At 61.9% G+C, this 16,701-nt stretch carries 16 protein-coding genes and 1 tRNA gene; 5 read left to right on the forward strand and 12 right to left on the reverse strand.

Features of this window, described 5'->3' with window-relative positions:
• The first annotated feature begins 67 nt into the window (after nt 1–67).
• The 5 genes from LGQ10_RS11555 (at nt 68) to LGQ10_RS11575 (ending at nt 4,871) form a co-directional block, all read left to right on the forward strand.
• Entirely contained in the window at nt 68–2,338 is a 2,271-nt protein-coding gene (locus LGQ10_RS11555) for a TcfC E-set like domain-containing protein (protein ID WP_226525603.1), read from the forward strand.
• 27 nt (nt 2,339–2,365) lie between these two features.
• Nucleotides 2,366–3,052: a hypothetical protein gene (locus LGQ10_RS11560; protein ID WP_226525604.1), complete on the forward strand. Its 687-nt coding sequence runs from the start codon at nt 2,366–2,368 to the stop codon at nt 3,050–3,052.
• 67 nt (nt 3,053–3,119) lie between these two features.
• Nucleotides 3,120–3,635: a hypothetical protein gene (locus LGQ10_RS11565; RefSeq protein WP_226525605.1), complete on the forward strand. Its 516-nt coding sequence runs from the start codon at nt 3,120–3,122 to the stop codon at nt 3,633–3,635.
• The gene (locus LGQ10_RS11570) at nt 3,632–4,180 is read left to right on the forward strand and encodes a hypothetical protein (RefSeq protein WP_226525606.1); all 549 of its coding nucleotides are present in this window, start codon (nt 3,632–3,634) and stop codon (nt 4,178–4,180) included. The genes LGQ10_RS11565 and LGQ10_RS11570 overlap by 4 nt, the downstream gene beginning before the upstream one ends.
• Nucleotide 4,181: 1 nt before the next feature.
• Entirely contained in the window at nt 4,182–4,871 is a 690-nt protein-coding gene (locus LGQ10_RS11575) for a hypothetical protein (protein WP_226525607.1), read from the forward strand.
• 20 nt (nt 4,872–4,891) lie between these two features.
• On the opposite strand, the gene LGQ10_RS11580 is transcribed toward LGQ10_RS11575, so the two are convergent.
• The 12 genes from LGQ10_RS11580 to dapA all read right to left on the reverse strand — a co-directional run bounded on the left by LGQ10_RS11580 (nt 4,892) and on the right by dapA (nt 16,413).
• Nucleotides 4,892–6,229 (reverse strand): MFS transporter, encoded by a 1,338-nt coding sequence (locus LGQ10_RS11580; protein WP_226525608.1) that lies wholly within the window; start codon nt 6,227–6,229, stop codon nt 4,892–4,894.
• A 69-nt stretch (nt 6,230–6,298) separates the two neighbouring features.
• The gene (locus LGQ10_RS11585; RefSeq protein WP_226525609.1) at nt 6,299–7,621 is read right to left on the reverse strand and encodes an MFS transporter; all 1,323 of its coding nucleotides are present in this window, start codon (nt 7,619–7,621) and stop codon (nt 6,299–6,301) included.
• Between the two features lie 64 nt (nt 7,622–7,685).
• Entirely contained in the window at nt 7,686–8,564 is an 879-nt protein-coding gene (locus LGQ10_RS11590) for an SMP-30/gluconolactonase/LRE family protein (RefSeq protein ID WP_226525610.1), read from the reverse strand.
• Nucleotides 8,565–8,630: 66 nt separating this feature from the next.
• Nucleotides 8,631–9,563 (reverse strand): 3-keto-5-aminohexanoate cleavage protein, encoded by a 933-nt coding sequence (locus LGQ10_RS11595; RefSeq protein WP_058433757.1) that lies wholly within the window; start codon nt 9,561–9,563, stop codon nt 8,631–8,633.
• A gap of 97 nt (nt 9,564–9,660) precedes the next feature.
• The gene (locus tag LGQ10_RS11600) at nt 9,661–10,449 is read right to left on the reverse strand and encodes an SDR family oxidoreductase (RefSeq protein WP_226525611.1); all 789 of its coding nucleotides are present in this window, start codon (nt 10,447–10,449) and stop codon (nt 9,661–9,663) included.
• Nucleotides 10,446–11,159, reverse strand: coding sequence for a GntR family transcriptional regulator (locus LGQ10_RS11605; RefSeq protein ID WP_226525612.1), 714 nt, complete (start codon nt 11,157–11,159; stop codon nt 10,446–10,448). Before LGQ10_RS11605 ends, LGQ10_RS11600 begins: the two co-directional genes overlap by 4 nt.
• 439 nt (nt 11,160–11,598) lie before the next feature.
• Nucleotides 11,599–12,267 carry a class I SAM-dependent methyltransferase gene (locus tag LGQ10_RS11610; protein WP_226525613.1) on the reverse strand — a complete coding sequence of 223 codons (669 nt, stop codon included), beginning with the start codon at nt 12,265–12,267 and terminating at the stop codon, nt 11,599–11,601.
• A gap of 456 nt (nt 12,268–12,723) precedes the next feature.
• Nucleotides 12,724–12,813 (reverse strand) — tRNA-Ser (locus LGQ10_RS11615).
• A gap of 83 nt (nt 12,814–12,896) precedes the next feature.
• Nucleotides 12,897–13,610: a phosphoribosylaminoimidazolesuccinocarboxamide synthase gene (gene purC / locus LGQ10_RS11620; RefSeq protein ID WP_058433542.1), complete on the reverse strand. Its 714-nt coding sequence runs from the start codon at nt 13,608–13,610 to the stop codon at nt 12,897–12,899.
• A gap of 28 nt (nt 13,611–13,638) precedes the next feature.
• Entirely contained in the window at nt 13,639–14,397 is a 759-nt protein-coding gene (locus tag LGQ10_RS11625) for an MBL fold metallo-hydrolase (protein WP_226525614.1), read from the reverse strand.
• A gap of 4 nt (nt 14,398–14,401) precedes the next feature.
• Nucleotides 14,402–15,517 carry an outer membrane protein assembly factor BamC gene (bamC, locus tag LGQ10_RS11630; RefSeq protein WP_226525615.1) on the reverse strand — a complete coding sequence of 372 codons (1,116 nt, stop codon included), beginning with the start codon at nt 15,515–15,517 and terminating at the stop codon, nt 14,402–14,404.
• Between the two features lie 17 nt (nt 15,518–15,534).
• Nucleotides 15,535–16,413 carry a 4-hydroxy-tetrahydrodipicolinate synthase gene (gene dapA, locus LGQ10_RS11635; protein WP_058434901.1) on the reverse strand — a complete coding sequence of 293 codons (879 nt, stop codon included), beginning with the start codon at nt 16,411–16,413 and terminating at the stop codon, nt 15,535–15,537.
• Between the last annotated feature and the right edge of the window lie 288 nt (nt 16,414–16,701).

Below are 16,701 nucleotides of genomic sequence, written 5' to 3' on the forward strand. Positions count from 1 at the left end.
CTTGATTGATTCCCAGGTCCTCTGGGCCTGGGTTTTTTTGACCTTATCAAGAGCAAAAGCCCCTGGTATGCGCATCCATCGAATCCCCTTTCGGCTGGCAAAGCTATCGCTTTACCTGATCGCCGTCGCTGAGACTCCAGCCTTCGCCCAGATGAAGATCTCCTACGGAGTCCCGGAAGGCTTCAGCGCGGTCGAGATGGACAACAGCGCCACCTACGTTTCCACGCTCAACGGAAAGACCCTGCCGGGGTTGGTGTCCTACTCGGTGACACACAACCGGCTGGAGTTCGACGCCAGCAAATACACCGAGAACGGCATTACCGTCGAGGAACAGAATGTGATCCGCAGGGTGCTCGCCAGGATCGACTACAGGCAGTGCCAACAGGGCTGCGACCTGTCGTTGGACGAATACCACGTGAGCATCGACAAACAGCGGCGAACCCTGAGCCTGCGAGATTCCAAGAACGACTACCTGCAGCCCGAGACCAGCTGGGGGCTGGTAAACAACCAGTCGCTGGACCTGCGCGGCGCCTCCGATGGCTATCGCGCCATGAACCTGAGTGGCAGCACCTGGCTGGGAATGCCCTCGCAAAGCTTCGGCTACATGAACTGGTATGCCAACCGCAGTGAAGTCCGCGGCTACAGTCGCCAGGACCACGACGTCTCGTCCTACTTCCTGCAGAAGAACTTCGGCTCCTCCTACCTGCGGGCAGGCAAGCAGGACAGCGTGGACTATGCCTCAGGCGCAGTGAGCACCCTGCTGACTCCCAGCTTCGACCAGTTCGTCACCCTGGGCAGCCAGGAAAACCTGCGCTCCGACCGCGACGTCGGCTCCCTCGTGCTGTACTCCGCACGCGAGGGCAACTACGAGTTCTACCGCAACGGCCGGTTGATCCTCAAACGCCCGGCCATCCTAGGCCGCAACGAGTTCAGCTACCTGGACATGCCCGGCGGCTACTACCCGGTGGAGGTACGCCTCGTCGACCGCAGCGGCAACGTGGTCAACAGCGAGATCCGCGACATCAACAACCTCAACTTCGCCGGCGGCGGCAGCAATTCCTGGCACATCACCGCCGGCAAGGATATGTACGACGGCGGCCGCCTGCTCCAGGCCAGCGCCAGCCGCAACATGAGCCAGTTCTACATGAACGCCTCCGCCGTCAGCGGTGACTCGCGCTGGGCGACCGAACTCAACGCCACCCGCCCCAGCACCATCGGCTCGGCCAGCCTGACCCCGACCATCGGGCTGCTCAGTGGCGAGCGCAGCACCGGAGGCTACGTCAACCTGAGCATGAACGACGACGTGCTCGGCAACCTGTCGTTCAACCGCTACCAGAACACCGGCGTCTCGCGCTTCTATCAGGGCATGCCCAGCACTTACGTGTCCTACAGCCGCAACCTGCTGGGCGTGACGGCCGGCTACAACTACCAGAAGCGCAGTCGTGGCGAGATCCAGCAGGCCGAGCTGCGCTGGAACTACCGCCCCAACGGCTTGTGGTCATCCTTCGTGCTCGGCGTGCAGAAAGGCGGCTACAGCAGCCTGGACCAGAGCGACTACTCGGTGTACTTCAACATGACCTGGACCCTGGACCGCAACCAGGCCAGCTTCCGCGCAGCTCGGGTAGGTGGCCAGACCCAGGTCAGCGGCGACTACCGCAAGGAGTTCCAGGACAGCTACGGCACCTCCACCGCCGGGATGACGGTCAGCCGGCTGGACAGCAAGAACAGTGTCAACGCCTACGCCAGCCGTTCAGGTACCCGCGGCGACGTGTCCCTCAACCTCGGGCACGATTCCGATACCAGCAACGCCGACTTCAACTATCGCGGCATGCTCGCCGCCAGCTCCCAGGGCATCTCCCTGGGTCGCTACAGTCCGGGCGGCAGCGCCATGTTGCTCAGCACTCCGGCAATCGGCGATACCCCCTACGGCTTCAGCGTGGAGGGCCATCCGGTTGCTGGCGACGGTACCTATGCCGTGCCCCTGGGGAACTACGGCGACGTCGCATTCGCCCGCGTCCTCACCAACAGCGAAGACATGGACATGAACATCGAGGTCCCGGCCAACATCATCCGCGCCCACCCCGGACAGGTGTACTCCGCCGACGCCAAGGTGGACATCCACATGGTCTACAGCGGCCTGCTCGTGGACCCCGCCGGCAAACCGGTGGGCGGTCGCATCGTCGAGACCGGCGACACGGCCTACCCCAACGGCCTGTTTTCCATCTCCAGCAAGTCCGTCCTGCCCGGCATCACGGTCGAGAAAGGCCAGCAACGCTATCGCTGCGACCTTTCGAAAACCATCGACGGCAGCCAGAGCCAGTACCGCTGCAATGAATGACCAGATCCAGAACAGGAGCCTCCCTCGATGAATTTCCTCCGCACTCCGGCACGACTGGCCCTGCCCGGCCTGCTGTTGCTCGCGTCGACCGCTGCTCATGCGGAAGGTGAACTGATGGTGATGCCGGCCAGCCTCAAGGTCTACAACAACCACGAACACAGCATCAGCCTGAGAAACCTCGGCGACGCGCCGCTCTATCTTTCGGTGTCCGTGCAAAAAGTGCAAAACCCGGGACTGGCCCCGGAGGTCAAGGTGCCGGTAAGCGAACTGGATAGGCCCGGCCTGCTGGCCAATCCCGACAGGATCACCCTAGGCGCCGGTCAAAGCCGCAAGGTCAGCCTCAGGTCCCTGCATGAACCCCAGGCCGAGGAGCTGTACCGGGTCTACGTCATTCCCGTGCGCTCGCTGCAGATCGATAACGCAACGACGGAGAAAATCGCCGCACCGGTTTCCGTGGCGGTGGGTTATGGCGTGCTGGTCCGCCACATGCCCAAGCCCGCCAACCAGCGTGAAACCTGGAGCCATCGTTGCCAGGAAGGCGGCGTGCTGCTGGAAAACACCGGTAGCGTACGCCTGCTGTTCTCCGATCTCAGGACCGCCGATGGCTCGAAACAGGACCGCGTCGCCGTGTTCCCCGGCACCCCACATTTCTTCCCCGGCAAGCAGCTGACCTTCAACTTCGATGAAAAACCGATAGCCCTGGATTGCCGCTGATGTTCACTGACGAATACCGCGAGAGAAAGATGCATAGCTCACGCCCTCCCCAAGCCCCGAGTGCGCCATGGGCATTGTTCCAGCCGTGAATCGGGTGCATAAAACGCTCCTGTGCGCCGGAGTAGCGACCTTGCTGCTCCCGGCATGCAGCCTGGCTGCCGGAGTACTGCAGCTCTCCGACAGCGTGCTGCGCCTGGAACCCGGCGGACGCATGCCGGAACTGCATGTGGAAAACACTGGCGATACCCCGCTGTTCCTGGATGTACAGCAAGAGTTGCTGCTCAACCCGGGGCAGTCGCCGGAGGTGCTGACGCCCATCGAGCAGGTGCGGGCTCCATCACTGCTGGTGTCGCCCCGACGCCTGGTGCTGTCACCGGGGCAGAAACGCCATATGACCTTGCGCACCTTGTCCGCCCCCATGCAGCACCGCGTCTGGCGGCTGACCTTCAGGCCGCGCCAGCGGGTCGTCATCGAAACCACCACGCCCGACCAGCAGTCCGCCCCGTTGTCGCTGAATGTCGGCTACGGCGTGCTGATCTATCAAATGGCAGTACCTCTGCCTCCAACCAGGGATATCCCATGAAGAGCACTCTCTCGCTTGGCATGCTGCTCGCTACCGCCACGTTGCTACCGCTGGCCCATGCTTCACAGGTGATTCTCGGTGGCAAGACCACCAGCAGCATCACGGCCTTCGTGAAAAACCCCAACAACCTGCTGGTAACCGATGCCCAGGGAGGCTGGTTCAATCAGGGCCTGGAGATGCAGCAGCCGGGCGCCTGGAGTTCGCCTTATGAAACCCAGGTCCGGCTGCGTATCGTGTCGTCCACCGGGGTGTTCCAGGTGAGGATGGACGCGGAGCCACAGATTCGCCATCTCAAGAACGCCGCCCTGGTATTTCGCCAGCCCAGGGTCAGTCTCGGCCTGGAGGGCGAGCCGATGAAACTCCTGGCGGTAGCCCGGAACACCCAGTTCAAGAACCCCCGGGCCCCTATCGCGGGCGAAGACTCCACGGGCTATTACCAGCTCGCGGTAACCGCCCTCCCTCCCGCCGGCTCCTTCAAGGACACCAGCGGCATCTACAGCGGAGAATTGTCACTGACCTTCGAACCCGTCGCCGTGGATCCTTGAAATGGCCGGCATCGTGCAACGCTCAGCGCAACATCGACAATCCAGCGGCAACCCTCCGTGGTTCTGGCTGTGCCTGGCCCATGTCCTGCTGCCAGGCACGGCCTGGGCGGTGATCGACGTTCAGCCCAAGGTACTGGTGGTGCATGAAGAACCCATGACGATGGAGATCAGCAACCTCGGCGAACGTGCCGAATACGTATCCATCAGCCTGTCACGGCTGCTGAATCCGGGCGTCGAGCTGGAAGCCGAGAACCTCGAAGCCATCACCCAGTCGCAGAACCCGCCCCTGTACGCCTCGCCGTTCAAGGTCTCGCTACGTCCTGGGCAAAGCAAGACGGTCATCCTCAGGCCCCTGCACAAGGTAGAGCGAGAACAGGTCTACCGCCTGGATATACGCCCTGTCGTCAACCCGCTGGATTCGCTGCCGCAGCAGGCCTCGGGCAACGTCGTGGTCAACCTGGCCTACAGCACCCTGGTGCGCCAGCTACCAGCCCGAGAGCACTCGGCGCTGTCGGTCCACTGCGAGGGGGCAGGCGCGCGCCTGACGGCCAGCGGCAATGTGCGCTACCAGGTCCGCGAAGCCAGGGTCGACGGCAGCCAGCTCGATCCGTTCAATGTCTATCCAGGCGTACCGAAATGGCTCGCGGGCAAGGACATCCGCATTCCCGGGCAACCGGCCTGTTCCCCCTGAGCCAGGCCGGCCGTGATCGATCACATCGAGTGCTGTTTCACTGGCCTCCTTGCCGCACCCTCCGCCTGGCTCCGATCTTCCTGTCCCTGGCGCAAACGCATTGCCACCAGTGCCGCCACCAGCAGCACCAGAGCAATCATCTTGAGACCGTTCGTGGCATCACCCGTGGTCATTTCGATCGCTCCCATCACCGAAGGCCCGACAAACCCGCCCAGCAGGCCGCAGCAGTTCACGAAGCCCAGTCCGCCGGCCAGCGCGGCTCCCTTGAGCCGGGAAGCCGGATACAGAAAGATGATCGACTGCACCACGAAGAACATCAGCGCGGCGATGCAGAAACCCAACAGGCTGAGTACCGGACCGGAAACCGCGGCCATCAGCAGCCCTGACGCCATCACCAGCAGCCCCAGGACCAGCAGGCGCCGCGAGCGTCGGGGGCTGTTGGCCAGACGAGGCAGGGTCACGGCTCCCACGGCGGCGGCGATCCAGGGCAGGGAGTTCAGCAAGCCGACACTCATGATGCTCAGGCTGCCGTACTTACTGATGATGCCTGGGAGGAAAAAGATCACGGTGTAGATGGTGATCTGATGGCAGAAGTACACAAAGATCGCCAGCAGGATCTGTGGCGTGAAGCACTGCCGGAACGAATGTCCGCCCTGCCCTGCGCCCTCATCGGCCTCCCTTGCCAGGTGCTGTTCGATGGCCAGCGCTTCTTCGTCACTCAACCAGCGAGCCTTGCCCGGACGGTCCGGCAGGTGCCGCCAGACTACCCAGGCGAAGAACACTGCCGGCAACCCCTCGAGCAGGAACATCCACTGCCAGCCATGCCAGCCCAGCAGGCCGTCCATTTTCATCAACGCCGCCCCCAGTGGTCCGCCAATGATGTTGGCCAGGCATACGCCCAGCAGGAAATAGCCTGTGGCCCGAGCCCGCTGCTGGCGGTCGAACCAGTAGGTCAGGTACAGCATCACCCCGGGAAACAACCCCGCTTCGGCGATACCCAGCAGCAGGCGCAGGACGTAGAAGGAGGTCTCGCCCTGGACAAAGGCCATGGCGGCCGAGATCAGGCCCCAGGTCGCCATGATCCGGGCGATCCAGAAACGCGCGCCGACCCTGTGCATGATCAGGTTGCTCGGCACCTCGGACAACGCGTAGGTCAGGAAGAACAACCCGGCGCCCAGGCCATAGGCCGCGGCGGAAATGCCCAGGTCGATATCCAGCTGGTGCTTGGCCAGCGCGATGTTGGTGCGATCCAGGAAGCTCAGGACATAAGCCGCGATCAGCAACGGCATGAGCTTGCGAAACATCAGACGGGTCAGCTGCTGCTGATCCCGGGGAGCGGCATGTGCGGCGGTATGCATGGGACGGGCCTCATATCGAGCGGCATTGGCGCCCCGCCAGCGATGGCCGGGGGGCGCATCGGTGTTGTTCTAGCGTTCGGGTTGCGCCGGCAACGGTTGTGCATGCCGGGCAAAGAGCTGCAGTAGCACTCCGCCCAGGGCACAACCGGCCATGACGAAGAAACACAGGGTGTAGCCTTGCAGGCGGGTCCAGCCACCGCCCGCGGCGATCAGGCTGCCCATCAGCAGCGGCGCCATGCCGCCTCCGATGAACATGGCGGTGGTGATGATGCCGTTGGCAGTAGAAGTGGCCGACGGCTCGGCCGAATCGCAGGCTACGGCGTAGTAGATCGGCCATACCGCGTTGGCCACCAGGCCGAACAGCAACTGCATGACGATGACCAGCGCCAATGTGTTGGCGAAGTAGAAGGCCGCGACACTGGCCGCCATCCACAGGCCACAGATGATCAGGGTCACGCGCCGGCCGATGAGATCGGACAGCGAAGGCCAGATCAGTTGCCCGAGGATCCCGGTCAGGGTGAACACCACGCTCATGCCGGCCGACTCGGCCAGGGACAGCCCGGTGATGTTGTACAGGTAGGCCGGCAGGACGATGTTCACCCCCATGTACACCACCTGGGTGAGCAAGGTGTTGCCAGCCGTGAGAGCGATGTTGCGTTTGCCCAGGGTCGCGGCGAAAGTGCGCCACGCCTGGCCCTTGACCTGCGTCACGGGCGTGCAATCCGGTGGAGTCATACCCTTGGCGGCAATGTCCAGGTACAACTGGGTGATGCGCTGCGGCGTGGAATAGCGCCCCCAGAACAGCATCAGCGGCACCGCCACGACAAAGGCGAAAAAGAACACATAACGCCAGTTTTCCTCCCCAAAGGTAGCGATGACAAAACTCGCCACCAGGCCGCTGAGCATCGCGCCGATCGGGTAACCGGTATGGTGTGCGCCCAGGGCAAACCCACGACGCTCCACCGGCCACCATTCGGCAGTGTTGCTCACGCCCACCGGCTCACCCCAGCCTGCGCCCAGATTGACTCCCACGCGCAGGGCGATGAAAGCCGCCAGGTTGCCGCTCAAGGCCTTGAAGCCGGACAGGAAGGAAATAGCGGTGTAGCCCAGCACCAGCGGGACCTGGAAACGCGCACGCGTCCAGCCGCCGCCATGGCGGTCGCTCCAGATCGAACCGGGAATATCCAGCAGCGCCAGGGCCAGCATGATCAGGCTCGCGATGGTGCCCCATTGCTCGGCGGACAGTTCGAAGTGCTTGGAAATGGTCGGCCCCAGCCGCAGGACAATCTCGCGGTCGTAGGCATTTAGGATCCAGATCATCCAGCAGACCAGCAGCGACACCCAGGAATGACGGTGAATCTGGCGCAGCGAAGCTTTCTTGACGATAGCCATGGGCCTCTCCAGGCGCGCAAGGGCGCGCACTGACACGCAATTGCAGAAGTGGGGAACGGTTGCCTCAGCCAGCGAAGCGACGCTCGGCAACGCCCCGTACACCCAGGCCATGGATCGCGAACAATGCTCCACGCTGCTGGCCGTCCGCGGGGAAGCGTGGCAATGGCGGGCGGGCCATCGAGGTGACGAACAAGACGTCCAGGTCCGGGCCGCCGAAAGTCAGGCTGGTGACCTTCTTCACCGGCATCTCGATGACCCGGTCGACTCGCCCGTCCGGGCTGTAGCGCACCAGTTGGCCGGCGTAGACCAGGGCCTGCCACAGGCAACCTTCGGCATCCACGGTGCAGCCGTCGGCCGCGCCGCCGGCTGTGGTATCGACCTTGGCGAAAGTCCGGCGGTTGGCCACCGCACCTGTCGCGCCATCGTAGTCATAGGCGCGGATTTCCCCGGACCAGGTGTCGGCGAAATACAGGGTTTCACCGCCAGGGCTCCAGCACGGACCATTGGAAACGATGATGTCGGTATCCAGGGTATGCAGGCTGAGGTCCGGATCCAGTCGATAGAGACTGGCGCTAGGGCTTTCCTCACGGGTATCCATGGAACCGAAGACAAAACGCCCCTGGCGGTCGACCTTGCCGTCGTTGAGCCGGTTGTGAGGCAGGCCCGGCTCAGGGTTGTCGATCAGCTCCAGCTCACCGCTGTGCAGGTCCAGGTTGTACAGGCCGTCCTGCAAAGCGACCAGCGCCTGCTCGCCACATCGACGCAGGGCCATGGAGCCGATTTTCTGCTCCACATCCCATGCCCGGAGTTCGGCGCCATGGGCGGTACAACTCAGGATGCGCCCATCGGCGCTGTCGACCCAGTACAGCCGCTGTTGCTCCAGGTCCCAGACCGGGCCCTCGCCGAGATGAGTCTTGACGTCCACCAGGACTTCGATACGCATGGTGTTATCCCTTTATTGTTGTTGTGCGGGATGGGCGGAGGGCTTCCACCCGGGATAGAGGCGTGGTTAGAACGCGACCTGGTCACGCCCCTTGAGCCCAAGCATGGCGCGGGCCTCGTCCGGAGTCGCTACGCGACCACCCAGGGCCTCGATGACGGTGCGGATGCGCCGCACCTGGTCGGCATTACTGGCGGCGAGCTTGCCCGGACCGTCCCAGAGCGAATCCTCCAGACCTACCCGGACATGACTGCCCATGGCCAGGCCCATGGTCCCCAGGGGAATCTGGTTGCGCCCGGCGCCGAGGATCGACCAGTGATAGTTCTCGGCGAACAGGCGATCGGCGGTGCGCCGCATGTGGGCCAGATCCTCGGGATGACCACCGATACCCCCCCTCAAGCCAAACACCGACTGGATGAACAACGGGGCCTTGAGCAGGCCACGCTCGAGAAAGTGCGCGGCGGTATAAAGATGGCCGATGTCATAGCACTCGATCTCGAAGCGAGTGCGGTTCTCGGCGCAAGCACTGAGGATGTGCGCTATATCGCGAAAGGTATTGCGGAAGATCCGGTCGTCACTCTCGGCCAGGTAAGGGCGCTCCCAGTCGTGCTTGAACTCGGTAAAGCGATTGAGCATCTCGTACAGGCCGAAGTTCATCGAGCCCATGTTCAGCGAGGCCAGTTCCGGCTTGAACTCCAGCACAGGTTGCAGCCGCTCCTCGACCCCCATGGTCGGCGCTCCACCGGTGGTCAGGTTGATCACCACGTCGCTGCTCGCCTTGATCTGGGGCAGGAAGCGCCGGAACAGCTCGGGGTCCTGGCTGGGTCGCCCATCTTCCGGGTCCCGGGCGTGCAGGTGCACGATCGCCGCACCGGCCTCGGCCGCAGCGATGGCCTCGGCGGCAATTTGCCCAGCGGTGACCGGCAGGTGCGGTGACATGGACGGCGTATGGATCGCACCGGTGACGGCGCAAGTGATGATGACAGGGGTTTTTCCAGGCATGACGGTACTCCGACTTTTATTCTTGAAGAAAAAAATCCCAGGGTGTCGCTGATGAAAACCACCGCCGGATCCTTCAGCGGGGCTGGTGGCCGAGCGGCTAGAGGTACTCGACGTTACCGTCGACGCTGATCGCCTGGCCGGTGACGTTGCGCGCCGCCGGCGAGCAGAGAAACAGCGCCATGGCCGCCACGTCTTCGGCGCTGACCATGCGTTTGAGCGAGATCTTGTCCAGGTACTGCTGGCGCATCTGCGTGATGGGCACTCCGGTTTGCTCGGCCCGGGCCTGGATCACGGCGTCCATGCGCGGCCCCTCGACGATCCCCGGTAACAGCGCATTGACCCGGATATCGCTGGCCCCGAGCTCGGCGGCCAGGGACTTCATCAGACCGACAATCGCCCACTTAGTCGCTGCATAGGGCGTGCGCCAGGCATAACCCAGGCGTCCGGCTACCGAGGCGATATGCAATAGGTGAGCGTTGCTGGAGGCCTTGAGCAGGGGCACCGCATGGTGAGCAAAACGGTACTGGGCCGTGAGGTTGATATCGATGGTGCGCTGCCAGTCTTCATCACTGACCGCATCGATACCTGCCGTGGGACCAGCAATGCCGGCATTGTTGACCAGCACATCCAGACCGCCGAAACGCTGGACCTGCAGCTGGAACAACGCCTCGATCTGTACCGGATCGGCGACATCGGCCTGGCTGGCCAGTGCCTGCGGATGGCGATCACGAAACGCCGCCAGGGCGGCCTCGCTGACGTCACACACATGGACCTGGGCCCCTGCCTCGAGATAGGCACGGGCCAATACCTCGCCAATACCGGCCGCGCCACCGGAAATCATTACTCGCAACCCCGGATAAGGCTGCAAACGCTGCAGGACGCTCATGCCCGACCTCCTTTGGCCGCTGTCTTCGGCGCCTTGGCCAGCAAGCGTGCCAGGGAGTCCGCCGCCTGCATGATGTCGTCGGTGACAGCCGCCCGCGCGCCTGGGCCGTCAGCGGCCTCCAGGGCAGCGACAATCCGGTCGTGAGCTTCCATTGATCGTTGCAGGTGAGCCTTGTCCGGCGCCACCAGGGCGAAACAAGGCCCCATGTGCAACCAGAAGTTTTCCACCGCCGCCATGGTCAGTTCGGCTCGGGCCACGGCATAGATGCGCCGGTGAAAGGCAAAGTTGGTCCACAGGTAACGTGAAACATCCACCTCGTCGGCTGCCTTGCGCATCTGCCGACAGACCTCGGCGATCTCCTGCATGTCGCACGGCTGCATATGTTGCACGGCCTTCTCCGCCAACAGCCCCTCAAGGGCCACCCGGGCATCACGAATTTCCCGCAAGCGCTCCACGGTCATCATCCGTACCCGTAACCGGGAGGTTTCAGTGACTTCAAAGGCATTTTCCGCACTCAGGCGCTGCAAGGCCTCGCGTACCGGCATCGGGCTGGAGCCCAGCGCTTCAGCCAGGCCACGGATGGTCACCTTTTGGCCAGGCTGGAAACGCCCGCTCATCAGGGCTTCGCGAATCTGCCGGTACACCTGCTCCTGCAAGGTATCGCGAGAAACCTGACGCAACGTGGGAAGAGGGATTGGACCTTCGGACATGGGGTGTACCTGTATTGTGGTTCTTGTGCTCACAATATGTGATCACAAATCAAATATGTCAAATACTCAATACAGACACCGAAAAAATTCCGTGGCGGGGTTTACGCCAGAATCCATGTCCAATGACCGCACGCAAAAGGCGCTGAAACGAAAAAGCCCCCGTGATCATCGATCACGGGGGCTTTTTGGTGAGATAGATGTCCCCCGCCCACAGCCTGAAAGCCGAGCGGCTCATACACTGATGCCATTGGGTTCTATTTCATCTTCCTGAACCATTTATTCTTTCAGGCGACCCACTTGGTATATCAGCCAGGCCCAGTCACTACGGGGTCATATCACCCACACCCAACTGTTCATGAGGCCAGTGACTGCAGTTGCCCAACATTACAAGCGCCCGCAATCAGGAGGCCCTCCAGGCCCGCTCGTTTGCTATCGACATTCACATCCGCTGTAGAACGTAACTGCTTTCAAAGCCATGTACGCTGCCCAGCACGTTAAAACCACGGAAAAAGCCTGTAGCCCTGAGCAAGTCGACCGTTGGGCCTACATCAGGCGAATGTTGAAAGTCGCGGTAATCGTCAAACACGATGAATCCGCCGGGTACCACGCTCGGCGAATACAGCAGAAAATCCAGCATCACGTTGCGACTTGAGTGACCGCCATCGATATGCAGCAAGGCGACCTTGGGCTCGAGGTTGTAGAAACGCTCTGCACTCAGCTCCGAAAGGCCACGGAGCACCAGTGCATTAGGCAGCATCAAGTCCTTGTAGTGACAGAACTCTTCAAACTGATTTGGCAGCGCGAACGGATCAATACCAATGATACGACGCTCGCGATTGCACACCTCATTCATCAGCATCAGTGACTTGCCCTTCCACACGCCGATTTCCACGACGTCACCCGACAACTCGGCAACCAGAAGAGACAGGTAACCCAAGAGGCGTACATCGTCATGGAACGACAACTCACGACGCTGCATGGCCTGCTCAGGCGGCAAACTGGCCTGCGCCTGCTCGAAATGCTGGCCGATCAACTCCCATACCTGCGCTACGCTGGCAGTCAATCCAGGATTGCTGGTGAAGTCATTAAGCTCTTGGATAGTAATCATGGTTTCTCTGATTATTTCGAACGACTGGCGGGAATGTGCTGAAAGCACACCGGAATTCAGGGCAGCGCCGATGGTACATCATCATTCATCAATTGAGCATCATGGCTCGACTCGGGCTGATTAGGCACTGTCTTACGGTGGGTAATGTGCACCGCAAGGAACAAGTATTGGCGTTGACGGGACGACATTTTCCGAACCTTCCAAGCCCGGGCGACTGCTGGTACGCCGCTTCCTCATGTCGCCGAGACACTGGGCATCGCTGAAAACCCGTTGGCCAACGGCAAACACCAGTACCAACGGCAAGATTTCATTGCGCACACAGCCCAGGAGACACGGCCAAGGCCCAAACCGCCGATACAACCCCCGTCCACCCTAAAGCTGCCCCGATCAGACGCTCAGAAACGAAAAAGCCCCCGTAATCTTCAACGATTACGGGGGCTTAGTCTTGTTCAATAATGGCGGAGAGATAGGGATTCGAACCCTAGGTACCGGTGAAGGTACAACGGATTTCGAATCCGTCCCATTCGGCCACTCTGGCATCTCTCCAACGGCGCGCATCATAACAGCACCTTTGCCCGAAGCGAAGCCCCCAAGCAAAATTTTTCCGTGCTATCAGATGCTTGCGTCGATTACAGCGGTACGCCGAGGCGCTGGGCCACTTCTTCGTAGGCTTCGATCACATCGCCGAGGCCCTGACGGAAGCGGTCCTTGTCCATCTTCTTCTTGGTGTCCTTGTCCCACAGACGGCAGCCGTCCGGGCTGAACTCGTCACCCAGGACGATGGAACCGTCACTGAACACACCGAATTCCAGCTTGAAGTCCACCAGCAGCAGGCCAGCGTCATCGAACAGCTTGCTCAGGACTTCGTTGACCTTCAGCGACAGTTCTTTCATCCGCGCCAATTGCTCGACGGTGCCCCAGCCGAATGCCACCACGTGGGATTCGTTGATGAACGGGTCACCCTTGGCATCGTCCTTGAGGAACAGTTCGAAGGTGTAGGGGTTGAGCTTCATGCCCTCTTCCACACCCAGGCGCTTGACCAAGCTGCCGGCGGCATAGTTGCGCACGACGCACTCCACCGGAATCATGTCGAGCTTCTTCACCAGGCACTCGTTGTCGCCCAGCAGCTTGTCGAACTGGGTCGGCACGCCGGCTGCTTCGAGCTTCTGCATGATGAAGGCGTTGAACTTGTTGTTCACCATCCCCTTGCGGTCCAGTTGCTCGATGCGCTTGCCGTCGAACGCCGAAGTGTCGTTGCGAAACAGCAGGATCAAGCGGTCGGCGTCGTCGGTCTTGTAAACCGATTTGGCTTTGCCGCGGTAGAGTTCTTCACGTTTTTCCATGATGGGCTCCGCTTGCTAAGTAGGTGGGCTAGGCGATGTGGCGCCAGTCGAGCCCTGAATCTTGATCGGCCAGTTGCAGCCAGTCCGGGTCGCACCCGAGGGTGTCGACAAAACATTGCCGGGCCAGCTGCGGCAGGTTGTTCTTGCTGCTCAGATGAGCCAGGACCAGATGCTGCAGGCCCTGCCATCCCAATTCGGCCACCAGGCTTGCGGCCTGATGGTTGTTCAAATGTCCCTCATCGCCGCCGACCCGCTGCTTGAGAAAGTACGGGTAATAACCACGTGCCAGCAGGTCCCGGCAATGGTTGGCCTCGATCATCAGTGCATCCAGCCCGCGGTAACCGTCAAGCACATCAGCGCCATAGGAACCGAGATCGGTCAGCAGGCCAAAGCGCCGCCGGCCGTCACTGAAGACGAACTGCGTGGGCTCCTGGGCATCGTGGGCAACGCCAATCACGTCGATGCGCAAGGCACCGACCTGCAATCGCCCGCCGCCCTGCACGAACCCTGTGGCCACGACAGGCTTGCGCATGCCTCGCAGGGTTCCCTGGCTGAGGTAGACCGGTAGATTGTAGCGCCGAGACAGCAAACCCACGCCATGCACATGGTCGGCATGTTCGTGGGTTACCAGGATGGCGCTCAGCTGCTCCGGGACGACACCCAGGCGCAGCAGGCGCCGCTCGGTTTCCCGCAAGGAGAAACCACAATCCACCAGCACATAGGTGTCTTCGCTGGCGATCAGAGTGCCATTGCCCTGGCTACCACTGCCGAGAACGGCGAAACGCATCCGATCAGCCCAGGTTGTCCTGAATCACGCCCAATACCTTGCGCGCCACATCGGCGGGCGCCACGGTGTTGATGTTCTTCTCGACGGTGACCTGTACGTTCTCACCCACCTTGCTCAGGCGAACCTGATAACGCTCGGCGCGGGCCTCGATCTCTTCCTTGGCTGGCTTGCTGCCGAACAACTTGCCGAAGAAACCTGGCTCGTCGTTCTTCTTCTCGGCTTTCTCGGCCAGGTTGATGTAGTACAGGCCCAGGCTGCGGTTGATGTCTTCAACCCGCCATTCACCCTGTTCCAGGGCCCGGCCTACGCTGGACCATGCGCGATCGAGGTCGGCACCCAGGTTCAGCACCGGGTTGCCGCTGCCATCCTCGCTGAGGCTGACACGGCTCGGGGCATCAAAGTCACGGGCAGCCAACAGGGAAACCGACCCCCCTTTCTCGGAGGTACGGCTCATGCTGGCCAGCAGGTCATCCACCAGCGCTGCATCGAGACCTGTGTTGAGCGAACGATTGGTGAACTCCACATTGGCGGTGCTGCCGGCAGGACGCTCGGCGCTGACCACATAGACTTCACTGGTATTGCGCTGCACGCCCGGCTCGATGCGCACCCGTACGCGAGTTTCGCCGTCGGCAGCTACGCCCGCACTGCCCAGGCGCTTGGCCACGGCGGCGGAAAGCTCGTCGGAGCGCTGCCAGGCGGTGGTGAACTCGCCGGTTTGCGGACGCTGCTGGTCCAGGCGGAAACCGTTGTCCTGGAAGAACTGCACCGCCACTGGCCAGACCTCGGCCGGTGGATGCTGGGCCATGACCCAACGCGAGTCACCGCTCTTCTGCAGGGTGTAGTCGCTGGCGTCGGCAATGGCCGACAAAGGCTGCGGACGAGGCACTTCGTACTCGCCCTTGACGCTATCGTCGGCAACGTTGCGCGGGATCGGCAACAAAGGGTCCAGACGCTTGGCAGTCTGGATATCCGGCGGCAGTTGCATCGGTGCTGTTTGTTGCGCTTGCAGGTAATCGCTACCCCGGTCACGGAAGTAGCCTTCCGGGCCCCAGATCCAACCGCAGCCACTGGTGCTGGAGATAATCAAGGCAAGTGCGGAAAGTCCGGCCATTCGCTTCATGCGTTGTACTTCCTCAATTAAACCAAGACGCCGGACTGGCGCATGGCCTGCCGCAGCGGTTCGTGACAGGCGGCACTGAGCCAGGTGAGCGGCAGACGGATACCGTCCGGCATCAAGCCCATCTCGTGCAGGGCCCATTTCACGGGAATAGGGTTGGATTCGATGAAAAGAGTCTTGTTCAGCGGCATCAGGGTTTCGTGGATCGCCCGGGCCTTGGCTGCGTCGCCGGCCATGGCTGCGGCGCACATCTGGCTCATGGCCTTGGGCGCGACGTTGGCGGTCACCGAGATGTTGCCCTTGCCACCCAGCAGGATCAGTTCCACAGCAGTTGCGTCATCGCCGGAATACACCAGGAAGTCACTGTGCACCCCGGCCAGGATGGCCTTGGCGCGCTCCAGGTCGCCGGTGGCTTCCTTGATGCCGATGATGTTCTTCACGGTGGACAGGCGGATCACGGTCTCGGCCTGCATGTCGCAAGCGGTGCGACCCGGCACGTTGTAGAGGATCTGCGGGATGTCCACAGCCTCGGCGATGGTGCGGAAGTGCTGGTACATGCCTTCCTGGGTCGGCTTGTTGTAGTACGGGGTCACCAGCAGGCAGGCATCGGCGCCGGCGATCTTCGCATTGGAGGTCAGTTCGATCGCTTCGCGCGTCGAGTTGGCGCCGGTACCGGCAATCACCGGGATACGCCCTGCCACCTGGGTAACGACCCGGCGAATCACTTCGATGTGCTCATCGACGTCCAGGGTAGCCGATTCACCTGTGGTGCCGACCGCCACGATGGCGTTGGTGCCCTCTTGCAGGTGGAAGTCCACCAGTTTGCTCAGGCTGTCCCAGTCGAGATTCCCCTGTGCATCCATGGGTGTGACCAGTGCCACCATACTGCCCGCAATCATGCAACCGCTCCTGCCGGAAAAAGAGAGCGGTAATGGTACTGGCGCCAAGTTCCTTGCACAAGCGAAGTCCCGCACCCTGAGCATTCCCCTGAGCGATGGTTTTCGCTACCCTTCAGCCTTTGATTGCTACTGAATAAGCACATGAGTCGGGTTAACCCCCGCCTGCAGGTTCCCCAAAGCCCCGTTCCCGCGTTGCCAGCCTCTCTTCCGCGAATTCCGGGGCTCGCCACCGGCTTGTGGTCCAGGACCGTTGGAATCCTGCTGGCGACGCTTGCCCGGCTCTGGTTT

The organism is Pseudomonas sp. L5B5 (assembly GCF_020520285.1).
Classification (GTDB): domain Bacteria; phylum Pseudomonadota; class Gammaproteobacteria; order Pseudomonadales; family Pseudomonadaceae; genus Aquipseudomonas.